Origin of the sequence: Euzebya rosea (genome assembly GCF_003073135.1) — a bacterium.
Lineage (GTDB): Bacteria > Actinomycetota > Nitriliruptoria > Euzebyales > Euzebyaceae > Euzebya > Euzebya rosea.
The window spans coordinates 155,835-175,282 of record NZ_PGDQ01000001.1; the positions used below are offsets into that span (position 1 = coordinate 155,835).

Here is a 19,448-nt window from a genome sequence, read left to right on the forward strand (position 1 = left end):
CGGACGTCTACCGTGGCGCGGTGACCACGTTGCGCACGCCGACACCGGGCCTCGGCACCCCTCGCCGCTGGGCCGTCTTCGGCGTCGGCGTCGCGCTGCTGCTGGTGGGGATCGCCACGTCGATCAACGCCAACCTCGGCGTGGGGTCGTGGCAGGTCCTGGAGACGGGACTCGCCCGGGTGACCGGTGCGGGACTCGACCTGGTGATCCTCGGCGAGGCCGCGCTGGCGATCGTGCTCGCCTGGGTCTGGCTGGGTGAACGACCGTGGATCGCCACGGTCCTGCTGGCGTTCGGCGGCATCGGCATCACCGCTGCCATCGACGTCGTCCCGGTGCCCGGCACGATCCTCGGCCAGTCGATCCAGCTCGGGGTCGGCATGGTCCTGCTCGCCTTCGGCGTCGCCTTCTACCTGGCCTCCGACCTCGGCGCGTCCGCGCAGGATTCGTTGTTCGTGGGGGTCTACCGCAAGTACCGGCTGCGTCCCTCGTGGGTCCGGTTCGGCGTCGACGCCCTCGTGGTGGTGCTCGGCATCATGCTGGGTGGCCAGTTCGGCATCGGCACCTTCGCGGTCACCCTCGGCGTCCCGCTGCTGATCGAGCCTGCCCTGCGGATCGGCCACCGGCTGGCCGACACCCCGCTGCCCGAGGCGATGCGGCCACCGGCGCCCGAGGGCGCCGAGATCACACCTGCTGCGGCGGTCGAGACCGCTGTCGCCGGTCGGGTCGACCGGACCGGCTGAACACCACCGGCCCGATCGTCAACGTCGAGGGCTGCTGCCCCCGTCGGGGTCAGAAGGTTGCGTCCGGGTCGTCCTGGCGCGCCCGGAGGAACCGCAACGTGCGCGTCAGCTGTCGCGACACGTGCATCTGGCTGATGCCGAGCTCCTCGGCGATCTGGGACTGGGTCATCGCCTGGAAGAAGCGCAGGTACAGGATCCGCTGCTCGCGTTCGTCGAGGTCAGCCACCGCCGGGGCGATGGAGGCGAAGTACTCCATCTGGTCCAGGCGTGCGTCCTCGTCGCCCAGCATCTCGCCGAGGGTGGCGCCGTCCTCGCTGGTGCCGACCTTGGCGTCCAGCGAGCCGGTGGAGTAGGCGAGGGAGGCGTCGTAGGCCTCGATGGCCTCGTCCTCGGTGACGCCGAGCTCGGCGGCCAGCTCGGCGACCGTCGGGGCACGACCGAGCTCTTGGCGCAGCCGAGCCGTGGCCTTGCCGAGGCGAAGCGACAGCTCCTGCAGCCGGCGCGGCACCCGAACCGACCAGCCGGAGTCGCGGAAGTACCGCTTGATCTCGCCGACGATCGTCGGGGTGGCGTAGGTGGAGAACTTGACCTCTCGCTCCAGGTCGAAGCGGTCGATGGCCTTCATCAGCCCGACGGAGCCGACCTGGACGAGGTCCTCCAACGGCTCGCCGCGGTCGGCGAAGCGCTTGGCGAGGTACCGCACCAACGGCAGGTGCAGCTCGGAGAGCCGTTCCCGGTACTGCTCGTCGCCGGTCTCGCGGAGCAGTCGGAACAGCTCACGCGTGTCGTCGCGGTCGTAACCGCGGGTGGCGTCGCTGCTCACCGGGCGGTCGCCACCTGCTGGAACTGCATCACGACGGTGGTCTGGCCGGTGGACTGCTGCAGGTCGACGTGGTCGGTCATGCCCTGGAGGATCACCCAGGCAAGGGTGTCCCGGCCCATCTCCACGCCGTCCGCCGACTGCACCGACACCTCGATGCGAAACGGCGAGGACGTGGGGTCCGCCGTCATCGTGATCGGTACACCAGCCGCCAGCAGCACCACGCCCGCCTCCTCCACGGCCATGCGGACGTCGTCGATCTGGTCGAGCGTCAGTGACGCACGGGCGGCGATTGACCCAGCGGTGGCACGGATGACGGCCAGGGCACTGGGCTCTGCGGGAACGGTCAGGCTGATCATGGGTGAATGGCAGGCTACCCACGTCCTGCGGATCCACGCATGGCCCGACACCGAAAGTGCCTTCGACGCGACCGTGGGGCACCCGATGTCACAGGGGGCACCTAGGATCCTGCGGGATGGACGAGGTGCTGGAACGGTTCGGACCGGCCACGCGGGAGTGGTTCCGGGCGGCGTTCCCCGCGCCCACCCGCGCCCAGGTCGGGGCATGGAGCCACGCGGTGGAGGGGGACAGCGTCCTGGTCAGCGCCCCCACCGGGTCGGGCAAGACCCTCGCGGCCTTCCTTGCCGCGATCGACCGGTTGACCACCGAACCACCTGCCGATCACACCCGGGTGCTCTACATCTCCCCGCTGAAGGCCCTGGCCTACGACGTCGACCGCAACCTCCGGGCACCGCTGGTCGGCATCCAGCAGGCTGCCGCCCGGCTCGGCGTGCAGCTGAACCCCGTCACCGTCGGGCTGCGCTCCGGTGACACCGACCCCAAGGAACGCCGCCGGTTGGTGTCGGACCCCCCCGACATCCTGATCACCACGCCCGAGTCGTTGTTCCTCTACCTGACGTCGCGGGCGCGGACGACCCTCGCCGGCGTCGACACCGTCATCATCGACGAGGTCCACGCGGTCGCCGGATCCAAGCGTGGCGCCCACATGGCCGCCTCGATGGAACGTCTCGAGGCGCTGCGGGCCGAGGCCGGCGCCGACCGCCCGCTGCAGCGCATCGGCCTGTCGGCAACCCAGCGACCCCTGACGGAGGTCGCCACGTTCCTCGGCGGCGGCACGGTCGGCGCCGACGGCTGGCAGCCCCGACCGGTCCGGATCGTCGAGGTCGCCAGCGACAAGGTGCTCGACATCGAGGTCGTCGTCCCGGTCGAGGACATGGCGCGGCTGGGCGAGACGATCCCGTCCACGCCCGAGGGACCCGCGTCGGCCGGGTCGACCGGCTACATGTCGGAGACCCCGTCGATGGACGCACGCCGGTCGATCTGGCCGGCCGTGCATCCCCTGGTGCTCGACCTGGTCATGGCCCACCGGTCCACGATCGTGTTCACCAACTCCCGGCGCCTCAGCGAGCGGCTGTGCGCCCGGCTGAACGACCTGGCGGCCGAACGGTGGTTGGCCGAGCAGTCGACCGAGGACGGCGCCGACCCCCCCGGTGCCCCGCCGATCATCGCCCGCGCCCACCACGGCTCGGTCGCCCGCGAGCAACGGATGCTGATCGAGGAGGACCTCAAGGCCGGCCGCCTGCCGTGCGTCGTCGCCACCTCGTCCCTCGAGCTCGGCATCGACATGGGGGCGGTGGACCTGGTCATCCAGGTCGAGTCGCCCGGCAGCGTCGCCAGCGGCCTGCAGCGGATCGGCCGTGCCGGACACCAGGTCGGGGCCCCCTCGGTCGGCAAGATCTTCCCCAAGTACCGGGGCGACCTGGTCGAGGCGGCCGTGGTCACGCGACGGATGCTCGACGGCGAGATCGAGACGACGTCCTACCCGCGCAATCCGCTGGACGTCCTGGCCCAGCAGGTCGTCGCCATGGTGTCGATGGACACCTGGCAGGTCGACGATCTGTTCGCCGTGCTGCGGGGTGCCGCGCCGTTCGCCGACCTGTCCCGGTCGCAGCTCGACGGGGTGCTGGACATGCTGGCGGGCCGCTACCCCTCCGACGAGTTCGCCGAGCTCCGCCCACGGCTCAACTGGGACCGCGTCGCCGACTCCATCACGGGACGTCGCGGGGCCCAGCGGATCGCCGTGACCTCCGGCGGCACCATCCCCGACCGTGGCCTGTACGGGGTGTTCCTCGCCGGCGAGGGCCCGGGCCGTCGGGTGGGCGAGCTCGACGAGGAGATGGTCTACGAGACCCGCCCGGGCGAGACGATCGTGCTCGGTGCATCGACCTGGCGGATCGAGGACATCACCCGCGACCAGGTGCTGGTCACCCCGGCCCCCGGCGAACCCGGCCGGCTGCCGTTCTGGCACGGGGACACGCCCAGCCGCCCGGTTGAGGTCGGCAGGGCCGTCGGGGCCTTCCTCGGCGAGGTCGCCAGGTCCGCGCCGGCTGACGCCATCGCCACGCTGCGCGAGCGGTACGGCCTGGACGAGCTGGCCGCGACCAACCTCAGCGCCTACGTCGAGGACCAGCGCGAGGCCACCGGGGTCCTGCCGTCGGACCGGCAGATCGTCGTCGAGCGGTTCCGCGACGAGATCGGCGACTGGCGTGTCTGCATCCTCTCGAGCTTCGGCGGACGGGTCCATGCCCCGTGGGCGCTGGCGATCGAGGCACGTGCTCGCGAGCGGTTCGGGATCGAGATCGCCACGATGGTCTCCGACGACGGGATCGTCCTGCGGCTCCCCGACGCCGGCTGGGGGGACCTGCCCGGCCTCCACGGGCTGGACGACTTCGGTGTCGGGGGCTTCGGCCCGGACGGGGCCGACGACGACGCGGCGCCGGCACCCGAGCCGGTCCCGGACTGGACCGACGACCGCACCCTGCTCGAGGTGCTGCTGCCCACCGCCGACGAGGTCGAGGACCTGGTCGTCGGCGAGCTGGCCAACTCCACGTTGTTCGCCAGCCGGTTCCGCGAGTGCGCGGCGCGGGCGCTGCTGCTGCCCAAGCGACGGCCGGGTGGCCGAACCCCCCTGTGGCAGCAACGCCAGCGGGCACAGGACCTGCTGCGGGTGGCCAGCCGGTTCGGGTCCTTCCCCATCGTGCTGGAGGCCTATCGCGAGTGCCTGCGCGACGTCTTCGACGTCCCGGCGCTGCGCGGCCTGCTCGGCGACATCAACAGCCGCAAGGTCAGGGTCTCCCAGGTCGCCACCGAGATCGCCTCGCCCTTCGCGTCGTCGCTGCTGTTCGACTACGTCGCCGGCTACATGTACGACGGCGACGCCCCGCTGGCCGAACGGCGGGCCTCGGCGCTGACGCTCGACCGCGACCTGCTGGCCGAGCTGCTCGGCGCCGACGAGCTGCGCGACCTGATCGACACCGACGCGCTGACCGAGCTGGAGCTCGAGCTGCAGCGCTTGGTGCCCGAGCGCCACGCCCGAACCGCCGACGACGTCGCCGACCTGCTGCGCGTCGTCGGTGACCTGCGCACCGACGAGGTCGTCGCACGCACCGACGGCCCCGCAGATGAGTGGCTGGCCGAGCTCGAGCGCGAACGACGGATCTACCTCGCCCGGGTGGCGGGGGAGGACCGGTGGGTCGCCGTCGAGGACGCCGCCCGCATGCGCGACGGGCTGGGCGTGCCCGTCCCCGTCGGGCTGCCCGCGGTGCTGGGTCAGGCGGTCGAGCAGCCGCTGCTGGACCTCGTCGCCCGGTTCGCGCGCACCCATGGCCCGTTCCTGCCGGCCGAGGTGTCGGCCAGGCTCGGGCTGCCACGCAACGCCGTCGACCTGGCCTGCGCGGCGCTGGCCGAGCAGCAACGCCTGACCTCGGGCCACTTCAGGCCCGACGGCGTCGGTGGTGCCCGGCCGGGAGCCGGCCGCGAGTGGATCGACAACAGCGTCCTTCGACGGCTGCGTCGCCGATCGTTGGCGGCGCTGCGACGCGAGGTCGAACCCGTCGGCCCCGAGGTGCTGGCCCGGTTCGTCCCGGCCTGGCAGGGCGCGGCGATGTCACCCCGCACGCCGGGGGTGGACCGCACCTTCGAGGTCGTCGAGCAGCTGCAGGGCGCGCCCATCCCTGCGTCCATCCTCGAACGCGACGTGCTGTCCACCAGGGTCCGCGGCTACACCCCCGCGTGGCTGGACGAGCTCGCGGCGACCGGCGACATCGTCTGGGCCGGGCTGGGCGCGCTCGGGTCCAGCGACGGCCGCGTCGGGCTGTACCTGCGCGACCAGGCCGCACTGCTGATCGACGTGCCTGCGGTCCCCGACGGCCTCGACGAGCCCCAGCAGGCGATCGTCGACCACCTGACCAGCCGCGGCGCCTCCTTCTGGCCGGACCTGTACCGGGCCGCGGGTGGGGGCGACGAAGCCGACGCGCTGGCGGCCCTGTGGGACCTGGTCTGGCAGGGCCTCGTCACCAACGACAGCCTCCAGCCGCTGCGCGCCCTGACCGGGGCCGGCCCGCTCCGCCGTGGCCGTTCGGGCCGGGCGAGGCGCCCCGGCCGTGTCGCCAGCCGAACCGGGCCGCCATCGGCGGCCGGCCGCTGGTCGCTCGTGGCCGACGTCGTCGGACCGGGTGTGCCTGCCACCGAACGGATCGCCGCCAGGGCTGCCGTGATGCTGGCCCGCTACGGCGTCGTGACCAGGGACTCGGTCGTGGCAGAGGGCAACGTGATCGACGCCGCACACGTGGCGACGCCGGGTTCGTTCAGCGGCATCTACCCGGTGCTGAAGGCCATGGAGGAGGCCGGCCGTGCCCGTCGCGGGTACTTCGTGGAGGGCATGGGCGGGGCGCAGTTCGCGCTGGCGGGCGCCGTTGACCGGCTGCGATCGATGCGCGAGGACGTCGAACGTCCCGATGTCGAACCCGAGGTCATCGCGCTGGCCGCCACCGACCCGGCGAACGTCTACGGCGCCGCGGTCGCCTGGCCGACACCCTCCGAAGGGGGCAAGGGACGTGCTCGACGGGTCGCCGGTGCCCACGTGGTGCTGGTCGACGGTCACCTCGTGCTGTTCCTCGACAAGGGCGGCCGCACCGTGCTGACCTTCACCGACGACCGGGCACGGCTCGACGCCGCCGCGGCTGCGGCCGCCGGCCTGGTCGAGGCCGGCCGGGTCCGCGACCTGCGCATCACCAAGGTCGACGGCGAGGTCCCGGCCCAGCAGCCGCTGATCACCTCCTTGCGTGAGGCCGGCTTCACCGACCACCCCAAGGGCCTGGTCCGGCGGTAGGCAGCTCAGCGTCGACGGGGACCGGGCCCCTGGCAGCTGGGGCACCAGTAGGTCACCCGGGCGTGATCACCCAGCGACGCCGACCGGATCGGCGTGCTGCACCGGGGGCACGGCCGTCCCGCCTTGCCGTAGACCCAGACCGACTCCGATCCCCTTTGGCGGCCGGTCAACCGTGCCACCTGGGCGGGGGGACGGGTGGTGATGCGACCGGACCCGCCGTGGGCGATGTTGGCCTGCAGCAGCGCGGCGGACACGGCCAGCAGTCGATCCCGGACCTCCGGCGGCACCTCGGCCACGGGTGTCCACGGGTCCACCCGGCAGATGAACAGGACCTCGTTCCTGTAGACGTTGCCGACCCCGGCCAGCACCCGCTGGTCGAGCAGGGCCACGCCGATCGGGGTGTCGGCCAGCGTGTCCAGCCGCTTGCGGGACTCCGGCAGGTCCAGCTGCTCGCCCTCGGGGACGTGCAGCGGGTCGGGGCCGAGGTTGGCGATCGCCCGGTGGCTGGCGACCTGCGCCGCCGACAGCAGCTCGACGACCGGGACGGAGAACGCCACGGCCTCGACGTCGGCGGTCCGAAGCACGAGCTTCGCGAAGTGGGCGGGCTTGCGCCACTTGCCGCCGGGTGGATAGGTGTGCCACGACCCGGTCATCCGCATGTGGGTGTGCAACGCCAGACCCGACGGGGCGAACCAGTGCAGCAGGTGCTTGCCCCGCGCCTCGACCCGTTCGACGGTCTGGCCGACCAGCCGTTCGGGCATCAGTCGCCGGACCTGCGGCACCGTCGTGTCGACCCCGGTGATGACCTTGCCGGCCATGGCGCGCTGCAACGTCGCTGCGGCCCGGAAGATGGTGTCGCCCTCGGGCACCCTCAGCCATCCAGCCCGGTCGTCATCGTGGCCATCCTAACGAGCAGGTGTGACGAAACCCTCGTGGGGGAAACCATGGCGAAACCGATCGGACACTTCTCGACGTTCAACTGATCGCACCCACACCGAATCCTTGAGTTGGCCGCCCGCGTGCCGATATCACAGGTGAAGGAAAATCGACCTCGTGACAGCCCGGAAGGGGGCAGGCATGGAGCAGATCCGGATCGACCGCCGGGAGCTCCGCCTGCGAGCGCGGCACCGCCAGGAACGCGTTGCCGCCCGCGCCGAGGGACTCGTGCCGCTGCGGTACACCGCCGCACCAGCCGGTGGGGACGCCGACGACGACTTGCTCGCCCGCATCGACGAGGTGCTCGGCCAGCAGCGGATCGCCGAGGACGAAGACCAGGCCTGAGACGACCAGGCCCGATAGGACCGGGCTCGACAGGACCTGGCCTGGATACGCCGGTCGGACGGCCGTACCGGTCCGGGGGGCCGAGCGGTGGGCCCCGATCGTGCTGCTACCGTCGCCGCCCATGATTTCACGCCCCTCCACGCGCACGCTGGCCGTGCTGCTCGCCTGCCTGTCCCTGCTCGCCACCGCCTGCGGTGCCAGCACGGACGCCACCACCGAGGACGCCTCGGAGTCCGCCGCGACCGACACGGCCACCGACACGACGAGCGAGGACTCCGCGGCCGAGGATGACGCCGACGCCACCTCCACCGTCGAGGTGTCGACCGACGCCCGCGGTGTCGAGGTCTCCGAGGGCCTCGACAGCAAGCCCGAGATCACGCTGCCCGACGGCGAGCCGCCGGCCGAGCTGGTCGTGGTGGACATCGTCGAGGGCGACGGCGAGGTCGTCCCCGAGGGCGCGACCGTCACCACCGACTACGTCGGCGTGTCGTGGACCAACGACGGCGAGGAGTTCGACTCCTCCTGGGACCGTGGCGAACCGGCGACGTTCCCGCTGTCGGGCGTGATCCAGGGTTGGACCGAGGGCATCCCCGGCATGAAGGTCGGCGGCCGCCGGCTGCTGATCATCCCACCGGACCAGGCCTACGGCGAGGCGGCCCCGAGCCCGGCCATCGCGGCCAACGACACCCTCGTGTTCGTCATCGACCTCGTCGAGGTCGTCCCGCCGCCGGAGCCCATCACCCCCACAACCGACGCCCGCGGCGTCGAGGTCGAGGGCGACCTGGACAGCAAGCCCGAGATCACGCTGCCCGGCGGTGAGCCGCCGGCCGAGCTCGTCGTGGTCGACATCGTCGAGGGCGACGGCGAGGTCGTGCCGTTCGACGCCGCCGTCACCACCGACTACGTCGGCGTGTCGTGGACCAACGACGGCGAGGAGTTCGACTCCTCCTGGGACCGCGGCGAACCCGCCACCTTCCCGCTGTCCGGCGTCATCCCCGGCTGGACCGAGGGCATCCCGGGCATGAAGGTCGGCGGCCGCCGGCTGCTGATCATCCCGCCGGACATGGCCTACGGTGCCTCTGCCCCGAGCCCGGCCATCGCGGCCAACGACACGCTCGTCTTCGTCATCGACATGGTCGAGATCGCCGGCTGACCAGCCGGCCCCGACCGCCGACACCCCCAAGCATCCACAGGAGTCATCCATGTCCGCAGCAGACATCACCGTCACCGGTGACCGGGGCGCCAAGCCCGTCATCTCCCTCCCCGACGCGCCGCCCCCCGCTGACTTGGTCGTCACCGACCTGGTCGAGGGCGACGGCCCCGAGGCCGGCCCCAACGCGACCGTGACCGTCCACTACGTGGGCGTGTCGTGGACCCACGGGGGCACGCAGTTCGACGCCTCCTGGGACCGGGGGGACACCATCTCCTTCGGCCTCAACCAGGTCATCGCCGGCTGGACCGAGGGCATCCCCGGCATGAAGGTCGGCGGCCGTCGCATGCTGGTCATCCCGCCGCACAAGGGCTACGGCGCCCAGTCGCCCACCCCCGCCATCGCGGCCAACGACACGCTCGTCTTCGTCATCGACCTGGTGGCCGTCTAGAACCCACGATGCAGCTGTTCGGGCTGGCGTTCGCCGGCCCGAACAGGTATGACCGAGGCCAGTCCTGGGAACCATGCGTGACCAGATCGAGGCCGCCCGCCGATGTCACCGCCGCCCCTGCGGGCTGCGGGTCGGGCGACCGCGACGAACCGACCTTGACCTCTATCCCACCCAAGGGTGTGACCACACATGTGCGGCTTCGCCGGCGAGCATCGCTTCGACGGACGCCATCCGGATGATCGTGCCGTGGCCAGGATGGCCGCGACCATGGACGACCGAGGACCCGACGGGCAGGGGATGGAGATCCTCGGCCGCGTCGCCCTCGGCCACCGCCGGCTGAAGATCATCGACCTGTCCGACGCCGGCGCGCAGCCGATGCGTCGCGACCGGTACGGGCTGGTCTTCAACGGCTGCATCTACAACTACCCCGAGCTGCGGCAGGAGCTGGCCGAGGCCGGCTGGGAGTTCCGCTCCACCAGCGACACCGAGGTCATCCTCGTCGGCTGGATGCACTGGGGCGAGGGGTTGCTGGACCGCCTGCAGGGCATGTTCGCCTTCGCGATCCACGACGAGCGCACCGGCGAGACGGTGCTGGCCCGCGACCGCCTGGGCATCAAGCCCCTGTACCTCGCGGAGGGGGCCGGTCGGCTGCGGTTCGCCTCGACCCTGCCGGCCCTGCTGGCCGGCGGCGGGATCGACACCGAGATCGACCTGGTCGCCCTCCACCACTACCTGACGTTCCACTCCGTCGTCCCTGCCCCGCGCACGATCCTGCGCGGTGTCCGCAAGCTGCCCCCGGCCACCGTCATGCGCATCGCCGGTGACGGCACGACCAGCCAGCGCACCTACTGGAAGGCCGAGTGGGCCCGCCGGGAGGACCGCTCGGACTGGACGCACGCCGACTGGGTCGACGGGACCCTCGACGTCATGCGCCGGGCGGTCACCCGCCGGCTCGTCGCCGACGTGCCTGTCGGTGTGCTGCTGTCCGGCGGCCTCGACTCCTCCCTCGTCGTCGGGCTGCTCGCCGAGCAGGGCCAGCAGGGGCTGTCGACCTTCTCCGTGGGCTTCGGGGCCATACGTGGCGAGGCCGGTGACGAGTTCGAGTACTCCGACATCATCGCCCGCGAGTTCGACACCGACCACCACCAGATCCGCGTGCCCGGCCTGCGGACCCTCGAGGCGCTGCCGCCGACCATCGCCGCGATGAACGAGCCGATGGTCAGCCACGACTGCGTCGGCTTCTACCTCCTCAGCCAGGAGGTCGCCAAGAACATCAAGGTCGTGCAGTCCGGGCAGGGCGCCGACGAGCTGTTCGCCGGGTACCACTGGTATCCGCCGCTGGCCGACGTGACGCCCGAGGAGGCGCTGGCCACCTACCGTGCGGCGTTCTTCGACCGTCCCCACGAGCACATGGCCGACGTCCTCTCGCCGGCCTACCGGCTGGACCACGACGCCTCCGGAGCCTTCGTGGCCGAGCACTTCGGTGCCCCGGGTGCCGACAGCGCCCTTGACCGGGGCCTGCGCCTGGACGCCAACGTGATGCTGGTCGACGACCCCGTCAAGCGCGTGGACTCCATGACGATGGCGTGGGGCCTGGAGGCCCGTGTGCCGTTCCTGGACCACGAGGTCGTGGAGTTCGCCGCGTCCGCCCCGCCGGAGCTGCACCTCGCCGACGGCGGCAAGGGGCTGCTCAAGGCAGCCGGTCGCAAGGTCATCCCCAGCGAGGTCATCGACCGGCCCAAGGGGTACTTCCCCGTCCCGGCGCTGAAGTACCTGGAGGGCGAGGTGCTGGACATGGTGCGTGGGGCCGTGACCGGCGACACGGCCCGACAGCGCGGCCTCTTCGCGCCCGCCTACCTGGATCGACTGCTCGAGGCCCCCAACGAGGACCTGACACCGCTGCGCGGCAACCGTCTCTGGCAGCTCGCGCTGCTCGAGCTGTGGCTGCAGACACACGGGGTGTGACCCATGGCGTCCGCCAACCCTGGCAACCCGAAGCGCTTCGACCCACGCGTCAACCGTGGTGACCGGCTGTCCACAGGTCACCACGACCCCTCCGTCGAGGGGCTGACCGAGGGACTGAGTCCCCAGTCCACCGTCGACCTCGGCTGGGGGCGCCTGATCTTCGGCCAGACCTTCGCCGACCACGGGTCGATCCGTGACGTCCTGCTCGACGAGGGTGCGGGGCAACGCGACATCGCCATGTACCTGCGTGACCCGCAGGTGCTCGTCGGCAGCGCCCCCGCGGAGCTGTTCATCGACCCGTCGCTGACCTACCGCCTGTGGCTGCATCGCTACCGCAGCCGCAAGGACCCGGTGAAGGGCATCGTCGTGCGGCCGATGGACCGGCCGGGCGACGCCGAGGAGATCAACCGGATCTACGCCGCCTGCGGCATGGTCACCGCCGACCCCGACGTCATGTCGGCCAACCACCGACACAACGGCGTGGTCTACCTGCTGGCCGTCGACACCGACCGCAACGAGATCGTCGGCACCGTCACCGGCATCGACCACACCGACGCCTTCGGCGACCCCGAGTCGGGATCGTCGTTGTGGTGCCTGGCGGTCGACCCCCAGACCGCCCGCCCCGGCGTCGGCGAGGCGCTGGTCCGCCACCTGTCGGAGCGGTTCAAGGCGCGTGGCCGGGCCTACATGGACCTGTCGGTCCTGCACGACAACACCGCCGCCATCCGCCTGTACGAGAAGCTCGGCTTCGAACGTGTCCCCGTGTTCCTGGTCAAGCGCAAGAACCCCATCAACGAGGGCCTGTACACCGCGATGGGGGAGGAGGGCAAGCTCAACCCGTACGCGAAGATCATCGCCGACGAGGCCCACCGCCGGGGCATCGCCGTCCATGTCGTCGACGCCGAGTCGGGCCTGATGAAGCTGACCTACGGCGGCCGGACCATCGCCACCCGCGAGTCGTTGTCGGACCTGACCACGGCCGTGGCGATGACCCGCTGCGACGACAAGCGCCTGACCCGTCGGCTGCTGGAGGGCGCCGGCCTGTCGGTGCCCGCGGGACGTGTCGTCGGGCGCGACGCCGAGGACCTGACGTTCCTCGACGCCCACGGCGAGGTCGTCGTCAAGCCTGCCCGTGGTGAGCAGGGGAACGGCATCACCGTCGGCGTGCGCACGCCCGACCACCTGATGCGGGCCATCGACGAGGCCGCCCGGGTCTGCCCGATCGTGCTGATGGAGGAGCTCGTCGACGGCGAGGACCTGCGCATCATCGTCATCGACGGGAAGGTGATCGCGGCGGCCGTGCGTCGGCCCGCCATGGTCGTCGGCGACGGCCGCAAGTCCCTCGACCAGCTGATCGGTTCGCAGAGCCGGCGCCGCCAGGCCGCTACCGGCGGCGAGTCCGTGATCCCGATGGACGACCACACCTACGACACGATCGCCGACCAGGGGTTCGCCACCCACGACGTCGTACCTGCCGGCCGCACGGTGCAGGTGCGTCGCACCGCCAACCTGCACACGGGCGGCACGATCCACGACGTGACCGCGCGCCTGCACCCGACGCTCGCCGAGGCCGCCGTGTCCGCCGCCGAGGTCCTCGACATCCCCGTGGTGGGCATCGACCTGCTGGTGCCGGATGTCGAACGCCCCGAGTACGTCATCATCGAAGCCAACGAACGCCCGGGCCTGGCCAACCACGAGCCCCAGCCGACCGCCCAGGCGTTCCTCGACCTGCTGTTCCCGCGCACCCGCAGGACGGCAGGCACCCCCGCCCGACTGCCCCGCACCGACACCCCCGAGGAAGCGACCGACGAGTGACCACCGAGCCCAAGCTGCTGGAGATCGACCGCGACTACATGGTGGACCTGATGGTCCGGCTGCTGGAGACACCCAGCCCCACCGGTCGCACCGACGAGATCATGCGGCTGCTGGGGGAGGAGGTCGAGCAGCTGGGCCTGCCGGTCGAGCTGACCCGGCGAGGTGTCCTGCACGCGGAGATGACCGGTGAGCGCGAGGACCTCAAGCGGGTCGTCGTCGTGCACGCCGACACGATCGGCTGCATGGTCAAGGACATCAAGCCCAACGGACGGCTGCGGGTCGTCCCGGTGGGCACGTGGGCGGCCCGCTTCGCCGAGGGCGCCCGGGTGACGATCTTCACCGACGAGCCGGGGACCAGCTACACCGGCACGATCCTGCCGCTGAAGTCCTCGGGGCACGCCTTCGACATCGAGGTCGACACCCAGCCGGTCGCGTGGGACAACGTCGAGGTGCGCATCGACGAGCGGGTCGAGGGGGCCGAGGACGTGCGTGCCCTCGGCATCCAGATCGGTGACTTCGTCGCCCCGCACGCGCTGCCGTCCATCAGCGACTCGGGGTTCATCAACGCGCGGCACCTCGACAACAAGGCCGGTGTGGCGGCGGCGATGGCGGCGTTCAAGGCCGTCAAGGAGTCCGGGCTGCCCGTCCCGGTGACCGCCACGCTGGTGTGCACCGTGGCCGAGGAGGTGGGCCTGGGGGCGACCAACCTCGGCCCGGACGTGGCCGAGACGCTGTCGATCGACGCCGCCGTCGTCGCGCCGGGGCAGCACTCCCGCGAGGACACCGTCAACATCGCGATGCACGACATGTCGGGCCCGTTCGACTACCACCTGACCCGGCGCATGGACGCCATGTGTCGGCACCTCGGGATCCCCTTCGAGCGGGACCTGTTCACGTTCTACCGCTCCGACATCGCGGCGGCGCTGGAGGCCGGGGCCGAGATGCGTGCGGCGCTGATCGGCTTCGGCACCGACGCCAGCCATGGCTGGGAGCGCACCCACATCGACGGCGTCGAGCGGATCGCCCAGCTCGTGGCCGGGTACCTCCAGGTGCCGTTCATCTTCGCCCACGACGCCGAGCCCTCCGGGCCGGTGGAGACGTTCCCCGAGCAGGAGCAGGAGGTCGGCCTGAAGGTCGACCCGTCCTGATCGGTCTCAGGACGACGCGCCGTCGACGCACCGGTCGAGGGCGTCGGCGAGTCGGGGGAGCGCCGCGTCGAGCGTGTCGGCGACCGAGCAGCGGATCAGCAGCAGCTGCATGTCGGTGAGGGCATGCACGGTCCGCAGCTGGATCCGCCGCTGCCGCATGCAGCGCAGGCCGATGGTTGTGCCGCGCGAGATGACGAGGTCACGGTGGCCGGGACGGCTGGCGACTGCCCTGCCGCTGACGATCACGAAGGCACGCGGCGAGGGCGGGCCGGGCACGGCAAGGCGGTCGCCGTCGGTCACCGACACGATGGTGAACATGCGCCTGGCCACCTCGACCTCGGCCGGGTCGAGCGGAACGGGCAGGACGGGTGGGGCCAGCGCCTCCTCCAGCGTCAGCCCGATCCGCAGGCAGGTGGACGGACGCAGGTCATCGGGTGCGGTCGTGGTGTCGCGCATGGCGCGGACCTCCGGGAGCGTGGGTGCGATGGTCATGCCCTCAAGGAGCGCCGACCGGCCTCGCTGATACACGCCCCCGGATTCCGTGTGCCGGTCGCCCGGCCCACCCCGACGCGTGTCGCCCGGGTCGGCGGCGGGTGCCGGTGAGACGACAGGCCTGTGGTGTGTGTCGCCTGGTCGGCGGGCCACAACGGTGAGTCGACGCGCTTGAGGGACTCGGCCCTCGGGGGTTCGAAAGGGGGCGGAGCCCCCTTGGGGAGGACAGCGCCGTAGGCGCTTGGGACCTCGAGCGCCCTTTCGGGCGCGAGACAGCAACGCTATGCGTTGCTGTCCCAAGCGCCCCCGGAGCGATTCGAACGCCCGACACCTGGTTCCGGAAACCAGTGCTCTATCCCCTGAGCTACGGGGGCAAGGGAGGGGATGGTAGCCGGTCGGGGCGGCTCGGGCCACATGGCGCCGCGGCGTCCGATCGCCCGGCTACAGCGCCGCCAGTCCCTGCGCGAAGGGGTTGGGGTCGGGGGTGACGGGGTGCGGGGTCTCGGTCGGCCCGGCGGTCGCGGCAGCGGCCTCGCGCTGGTCGGCGTACCAGTCCAGCGAGGGTCCGAGCAGGGCCTCGTAGGCCCGGCGGAACGCCTCGGCGGCCGGCTGGCCGAGCCAGTCGTCGGGCAGGACCGCTGCCGGCAGGCCCGGGTCGGCGAAGAGGAACGACCGCCACCGATGCACCAGCCGCAGCCGGGCGGCGAACGCGGCCTCGCCGTCTTCGGGGACCTGCACGTCGGTCCACTCCTCGAGGAACGCCCGGTGGTCCGCCCGCAGCCGCTCCAGGTCCCAGGCCAGGTGGGCCAGGGTGTCGTCGGGGCCCTCGACCCGAGCGGTCATCCGCATCACGTCAACGCGGGCCGCCTCGGGCATGCGGTCGAGCACCGCCTCGACGGCGCGGCCGTGGTCGTGGGGGCTGACCCAGACGGTCGGCTCGAGGCGTCCGTAGCCGATCCACCCGAGCTCCGCGGCCAGCTCGCCGTCGGCGTCGAACTCGTCCAGCCCGGGGGTGACCAACATGCGCCACGACCCGTCCCACGGCCGCGTTCGCAGCCGGTAGATCCGCTCGGCCGCCTCGTCCAGGCGCGTCACGCCCTTGTCGGTCAGCCGGTAGGCGGCGTACCGCCCGGCCCGTCGGGGTTCGACCCAGCCCTCACCCGTCATGCGGTGCAGCGCCGTGCGGACGGCTTGCGGGTTGAACCCGAGGGTGCCCATCGCGGCGGTGATCGTCGAGAGCCACGCCTCCCCGCCCGTCGGCCGGACGACGTCCCCGAAGAGGGTGAACAGCGCGGATCGTGCGCGCACGTGGACCTCCCGGGACGGTGACCTGACGTGTTACAGCATAGGCCCGGATCGTCGGGGCGGCGTCACACGTCCGGGGCGCGGGTTGTGGCGGCCCCGCGGCAGGCGGGTACAACTCCTCGGGTGACCTCCGCCAGAGTGCTGCCCCTCCTCCTCCTGCTGCTCGCCGTCCTCGGAGCGGCGTGCGGTGACGCCCCCGACGTGCTGCCCGACCCCCGTGGCGGGCGCTCCGGCCTGCAGATGTCCGGGCTGTTCAGCGACCGCCAGATCGCCGTCAGCGACGGGCTGCCGGTCCTCAACACGACCGACTGCGACGTCAACGAGGGGCCGGACCGCGACGTGTGCATCGTGACGCGCGACATCAACGGCGAGCTGCTGCGGGTCATCTTCGAGAACCCCGTCGCGCTGCAGGAAGGGGCCGTCCTGCCCGTCGGCTCGGACTGCGCCACCGACGAGGCGTGCGACGAGGTCCTCGACGCCGCGGTCATCGACTTCGAGTTCGGGGACCGCCGACGGGTCCGCGCAGAGTCCGGTACGCTGCGCATCGAGGTCGTCGAGCCCGGGCAGCGCTACCGGGGCGAGTTCGACGTCCGCCTGCCGGACGGGTCGCTGTCCGCCACCTTCGACCTGGTGCCCCGCCCCGACGAGCTCTCCTGACGAGCGGGTCGCGACCCAGCTAGCTCGAGGTGCCCAGGGCCACCTGGGTGAACGTGGCGGTGGCCTTGACCTCGCCGTCGTGCACGAAGGTGACCGACGTCTCCATCCGGCGACCCTCGGCATGGGTGACCGTGGCGACCACGTCGACCGTCGCACCGACGGGCACGGGGGCATCGTGGCGCAGCTGGATGGACGCGCCCGCACCCTCCTCACCCGGCTCGAGGCCCTGCCGGAAGAGGTACCGCGAGACGTGCTCGGCGTCGCGGACCATCGCCACCGTCGAGTAGAGGTCGTGGATGTCCTCGTCGTCGAACGCCGCACGGTCGCTGTCGAGCACCACCCGTCGCATCGACACGACGGTTCCCACCGCAGGCCAGCGCATCAGCCGCTCCCCAACCCGCGACGCAACCGGTCGAGCAGGCCCGGCTTCTCCGCGGCGGCCCGACGTTCCGCCGTCGACTGCTCGGTCACGCCGGCCGGCACCACCGGCGCCTCGTCGGGCGGGGAGGTCACGACCTGCAGGATCAGCGGGTCGGCGGAGGAGTTGCGCAGCCCGTGGGCGATCCCCGCGGGCACCATCACGGCCTGGAGGGACTGCAGCGTCACCTCGGCATCGTCGGTGACGACCCAGGCCTGGCCGCCCAGCACCGTGTAGACGGCGTCGGCCGTCTCGAACGTGCGCGCGTCGAGGGTCTGCTGGGGTTCGAGGCAGATGAGGTCGAGCGCCAGCACGTCGGTCTCCATGACGCGTCTGCCAGCCGGCAGGTCGAGGTCGAACTCGACGTAGTCGCGCAGGTCGACCGCGATCGGCTCGAACGGCACGTCCGGCGGCGCGGGGGTGGTCTGCTCTGGTGGGTCGTCGTCCATCGCCGCGGCAGTGTAGGGCGACGGCAGGGGCACGGCCCGAGGACGGTGGTGAATCGGCCGAGTGCCCGACTGTGCTGCTCGCTAGTATCCCGCCTCGATGGCCACTTCACTGCAGCTCAGCACCGGTCCACTGTCCGACGTCGACGCGGGGGCGGTGGCACTGCTCGTTCCCTCCGACGACGAGGGGCGTGCCGCGGCGCTCGCCGCGATGTCGGAGGCCAGCGGCGTCGACCTCGGCGCAGCGCTGGCCGCCGTCGACGTGACGGGCAAGGTCGGCGAGGTGGCGCGGATCCCGGTCGGAGGCCGCCTGCTGATCGTCTCCGGCCTGGGCGAGAAGCCCGACGAGGAGGTGTACCGCCGCGCCGCCGCGACGGCGGTCCGCAACACCCCGAAGGACACCACCCTCGCGATCGGGGTCTCCGGTGACGCTGCGGTCGTGCAGGCCGTCGCCGAGGGTGCCGGGCTCGGCGCGTACGCCTACACCGAGCACCGCAAGAAGCCCCACGATGCCCCGACGGTGGAGACCGTGACCGTCGTCACCGCCGATGCCGTCGACGAGGCCGAGGACGCGATCGCCCGGGCAAGCGTCGTCGTCGCCGCCGTCTGCGCCGCGCGTGACATGGTGAACTGCCCGCCCGGCGACAAGCGTCCCCCGGCGCTGGCCGACCGCATGGCCGCCCTCGTCGCCGACGCCGACGTCACCGTCCGGATCCGCGACGAGCAGGAGCTGGCCGAGGGTGGCTTCGGCGGGATCATCGGCGTCGGCAAGGGATCCTCCGAGCCGCCCCGCCTGGTCGAGCTGACCTACGCCCCCGAGGGTGCGACCACCCACGTGGTGCTGGTCGGCAAGGGCATCACCTTCGACTCCGGCGGGCTGTCGCTGAAGCCGTGGAAGTCGATGCTGACCATGAAGTCCGACATGGCCGGTGCCGCCGGCGTCGCGGCGACGATGTCGGCGCTGAAGGACATGGGCGTCACCGTCAAGGTCACGGGCCTGTGCGCGCTGGCGGAGAACATGCCGTCGGCGACGGCCCAGCGACCCGGTGACGTGATCCGCCACTACGGCGGCACCACGGTGGAGGTGCTCAACACCGACGCAGAGGGTCGTCTGGTCATGGCCGACGCCCTGGCGTACGGCGCCGAGATGTCACCCGACGCGATGATCGACATGGCCACCCTCACCGGTGCGCAGGTCGTGTCACTGGGCGAGGACGTCGCCGCCGTGATGGGCACCGACGAGGCGCTGGTGCAGGCGCTGCGCGACGCCGCGGAGACCTCCGGTGAGCAGATCTGGCCGCTGCCGCTCGTCGAGCGCTACACCGAGACCCTGAAGTCACCGGTCGCCGACATGCAGAACATCGGCAAGGCGGGCCACGCCGGCACCATCACCGCCGGGCTGTTCCTGCGGGCCTTCACCGGCGACATCCCCTGGGCACACCTCGACATCGCCGGGCCCTCCTTCATGGAGGCCCCGAACGAGAACTACCTGTCCGCAGGCGGCACGGGCTTCGGCGTCCGTACCCTGCTGACTTACCTCGCCGGCCTGAGCTGACCGCCGGCGCCTGC

17 protein-coding genes and 1 tRNA gene are annotated in these 19,448 nt (G+C 71.9%); 10 read left to right on the forward strand and 8 right to left on the reverse strand.

Annotated features, from left to right (window positions below; translation table 11 throughout):
* The first annotated feature begins 20 nt into the window (after nucleotides 1-20).
* Nucleotides 21-740, forward strand: coding sequence for a YczE/YyaS/YitT family protein (locus CUC05_RS00615; protein WP_108664139.1), 720 nt, complete (start codon nucleotides 21-23; stop codon nucleotides 738-740).
* 49 nt (nucleotides 741-789) lie between these two features.
* Here CUC05_RS00615 and CUC05_RS00620 read toward each other — a convergent pair whose 3' ends face one another.
* Both CUC05_RS00620 and CUC05_RS25065 read right to left on the reverse strand, forming a co-directional pair.
* Nucleotides 790-1,563 carry an RNA polymerase sigma factor SigF gene (locus tag CUC05_RS00620; RefSeq protein ID WP_205712057.1) on the reverse strand — a complete coding sequence of 258 codons (774 nt, stop codon included), beginning with the start codon at nucleotides 1,561-1,563 and terminating at the stop codon, nucleotides 790-792.
* The gene (locus CUC05_RS25065; RefSeq protein ID WP_170127869.1) at nucleotides 1,560-1,919 is read right to left on the reverse strand and encodes an ATP-binding protein; all 360 of its coding nucleotides are present in this window, start codon (nucleotides 1,917-1,919) and stop codon (nucleotides 1,560-1,562) included. The genes CUC05_RS00620 and CUC05_RS25065 overlap by 4 nt, the downstream gene beginning before the upstream one ends.
* Before the next feature lie 116 nt (nucleotides 1,920-2,035).
* Here CUC05_RS25065 and CUC05_RS00625 point away from each other — a divergent pair, with 116 nt between their 5' ends.
* The gene (locus CUC05_RS00625) at nucleotides 2,036-6,751 is read left to right on the forward strand and encodes a DEAD/DEAH box helicase (protein WP_108664140.1); all 4,716 of its coding nucleotides are present in this window, start codon (nucleotides 2,036-2,038) and stop codon (nucleotides 6,749-6,751) included.
* 5 nt (nucleotides 6,752-6,756) lie between these two features.
* On the opposite strand, the gene CUC05_RS00630 is transcribed toward CUC05_RS00625, so the two are convergent.
* Nucleotides 6,757-7,620, reverse strand: coding sequence for an Fpg/Nei family DNA glycosylase (locus tag CUC05_RS00630; RefSeq protein WP_108664141.1), 864 nt, complete (start codon nucleotides 7,618-7,620; stop codon nucleotides 6,757-6,759).
* A 208-nt stretch (nucleotides 7,621-7,828) separates the two neighbouring features.
* Here CUC05_RS00630 and CUC05_RS00635 point away from each other — a divergent pair, with 208 nt between their 5' ends.
* The 6 genes from CUC05_RS00635 (at nucleotide 7,829) to CUC05_RS00660 (ending at nucleotide 14,561) form a co-directional block, all read left to right on the forward strand.
* Nucleotides 7,829-8,032, forward strand: a complete 204-nt coding sequence (locus tag CUC05_RS00635; protein WP_108664142.1) for a hypothetical protein — start codon at nucleotides 7,829-7,831, stop codon at nucleotides 8,030-8,032.
* Between the two features lie 121 nt (nucleotides 8,033-8,153).
* Nucleotides 8,154-9,185: an FKBP-type peptidyl-prolyl cis-trans isomerase gene (locus CUC05_RS25475; RefSeq protein ID WP_240606172.1), complete on the forward strand. Its 1,032-nt coding sequence runs from the start codon at nucleotides 8,154-8,156 to the stop codon at nucleotides 9,183-9,185.
* Between the two features lie 49 nt (nucleotides 9,186-9,234).
* Complete coding sequence (locus CUC05_RS00645; protein WP_108664143.1) at nucleotides 9,235-9,633, forward strand: FKBP-type peptidyl-prolyl cis-trans isomerase; 399 nt, start codon at nucleotides 9,235-9,237, stop codon at nucleotides 9,631-9,633.
* Nucleotides 9,634-9,822: 189 nt separating this feature from the next.
* On the forward strand, nucleotides 9,823-11,598 hold the full coding sequence (locus CUC05_RS00650) for an N-acetylglutaminylglutamine amidotransferase (RefSeq protein ID WP_108664144.1): 1,776 nt from the start codon (nucleotides 9,823-9,825) through the stop codon (nucleotides 11,596-11,598).
* Between the two features lie 3 nt (nucleotides 11,599-11,601).
* Nucleotides 11,602-13,413 (forward strand): N-acetylglutaminylglutamine synthetase, encoded by a 1,812-nt coding sequence (gene ngg, locus CUC05_RS00655; RefSeq protein WP_108664145.1) that lies wholly within the window; start codon nucleotides 11,602-11,604, stop codon nucleotides 13,411-13,413.
* Entirely contained in the window at nucleotides 13,410-14,561 is a 1,152-nt protein-coding gene (locus tag CUC05_RS00660) for an osmoprotectant NAGGN system M42 family peptidase (RefSeq protein ID WP_205712058.1), read from the forward strand. Before ngg ends, CUC05_RS00660 begins: the two co-directional genes overlap by 4 nt.
* 6 nt (nucleotides 14,562-14,567) lie before the next feature.
* On the opposite strand, the gene CUC05_RS00665 is transcribed toward CUC05_RS00660, so the two are convergent.
* The 3 genes from CUC05_RS00665 to CUC05_RS00675 form a co-directional block, all read right to left on the reverse strand.
* A complete protein-coding gene (locus tag CUC05_RS00665) occupies nucleotides 14,568-15,053 on the reverse strand; it encodes a cyclic nucleotide-binding domain-containing protein (protein ID WP_108664146.1) in 486 nt (161 codons plus the stop codon).
* Nucleotides 15,054-15,354: 301 nt separating this feature from the next.
* Nucleotides 15,355-15,427, reverse strand: a tRNA-Arg gene (locus CUC05_RS00670).
* 67 nt (nucleotides 15,428-15,494) lie between these two features.
* Complete coding sequence (locus tag CUC05_RS00675) at nucleotides 15,495-16,361, reverse strand: PaaX family transcriptional regulator (protein ID WP_108664147.1); 867 nt, start codon at nucleotides 16,359-16,361, stop codon at nucleotides 15,495-15,497.
* A gap of 120 nt (nucleotides 16,362-16,481) precedes the next feature.
* Here CUC05_RS00675 and CUC05_RS00680 point away from each other — a divergent pair, with 120 nt between their 5' ends.
* The gene (locus CUC05_RS00680) at nucleotides 16,482-17,015 is read left to right on the forward strand and encodes a hypothetical protein (RefSeq protein ID WP_108664148.1); all 534 of its coding nucleotides are present in this window, start codon (nucleotides 16,482-16,484) and stop codon (nucleotides 17,013-17,015) included.
* Nucleotides 17,016-17,034: 19 nt separating this feature from the next.
* Here CUC05_RS00680 and CUC05_RS00685 read toward each other — a convergent pair whose 3' ends face one another.
* Together CUC05_RS00685 and CUC05_RS00690 are read right to left on the reverse strand one after the other, a co-directional pair.
* The gene (locus CUC05_RS00685; protein WP_108664149.1) at nucleotides 17,035-17,397 is read right to left on the reverse strand and encodes a thioesterase family protein; all 363 of its coding nucleotides are present in this window, start codon (nucleotides 17,395-17,397) and stop codon (nucleotides 17,035-17,037) included.
* Nucleotides 17,397-17,882 carry a cupin domain-containing protein gene (locus CUC05_RS00690; protein WP_157965051.1) on the reverse strand — a complete coding sequence of 162 codons (486 nt, stop codon included), beginning with the start codon at nucleotides 17,880-17,882 and terminating at the stop codon, nucleotides 17,397-17,399. The genes CUC05_RS00685 and CUC05_RS00690 overlap by 1 nt, the downstream gene beginning before the upstream one ends.
* A gap of 97 nt (nucleotides 17,883-17,979) precedes the next feature.
* On the opposite strand from CUC05_RS00690, the gene CUC05_RS00695 reads away from it, so the two are divergent.
* A complete protein-coding gene (locus tag CUC05_RS00695; protein WP_108664151.1) occupies nucleotides 17,980-19,434 on the forward strand; it encodes a leucyl aminopeptidase in 1,455 nt (484 codons plus the stop codon).
* Nucleotides 19,435-19,448: the final 14 nt, after the last annotated feature.

Coding starts and splice junctions, on each gene's coding strand:
- CUC05_RS25065 (WP_170127869.1), bottom strand. CDS start 1,919: ATGATCAGCCTGACCGTTCCCGCAGAGCCCAGTGCCCTGGCCGTCATC.
- CUC05_RS00625 (WP_108664140.1), top strand. CDS start 2,036: ATGGACGAGGTGCTGGAACGGTTCGGACCGGCCACGCGGGAGTGGTTC.
- CUC05_RS00635 (WP_108664142.1), top strand. CDS start 7,829: ATGGAGCAGATCCGGATCGACCGCCGGGAGCTCCGCCTGCGAGCGCGG.
- CUC05_RS25475 (WP_240606172.1), top strand. CDS start 8,154: ATGATTTCACGCCCCTCCACGCGCACGCTGGCCGTGCTGCTCGCCTGC.
- CUC05_RS00645 (WP_108664143.1), top strand. CDS start 9,235: ATGTCCGCAGCAGACATCACCGTCACCGGTGACCGGGGCGCCAAGCCC.
- CUC05_RS00650 (WP_108664144.1), top strand. CDS start 9,823: ATGTGCGGCTTCGCCGGCGAGCATCGCTTCGACGGACGCCATCCGGAT.
- ngg (WP_108664145.1), top strand. CDS start 11,602: ATGGCGTCCGCCAACCCTGGCAACCCGAAGCGCTTCGACCCACGCGTC.
- CUC05_RS00665 (WP_108664146.1), bottom strand. CDS start 15,053: ATGACCATCGCACCCACGCTCCCGGAGGTCCGCGCCATGCGCGACACC.
- CUC05_RS00685 (WP_108664149.1), bottom strand. CDS start 17,397: ATGCGCTGGCCTGCGGTGGGAACCGTCGTGTCGATGCGACGGGTGGTG.
- CUC05_RS00690 (WP_157965051.1), bottom strand. CDS start 17,882: ATGGACGACGACCCACCAGAGCAGACCACCCCCGCGCCGCCGGACGTG.
- CUC05_RS00695 (WP_108664151.1), top strand. CDS start 17,980: ATGGCCACTTCACTGCAGCTCAGCACCGGTCCACTGTCCGACGTCGAC.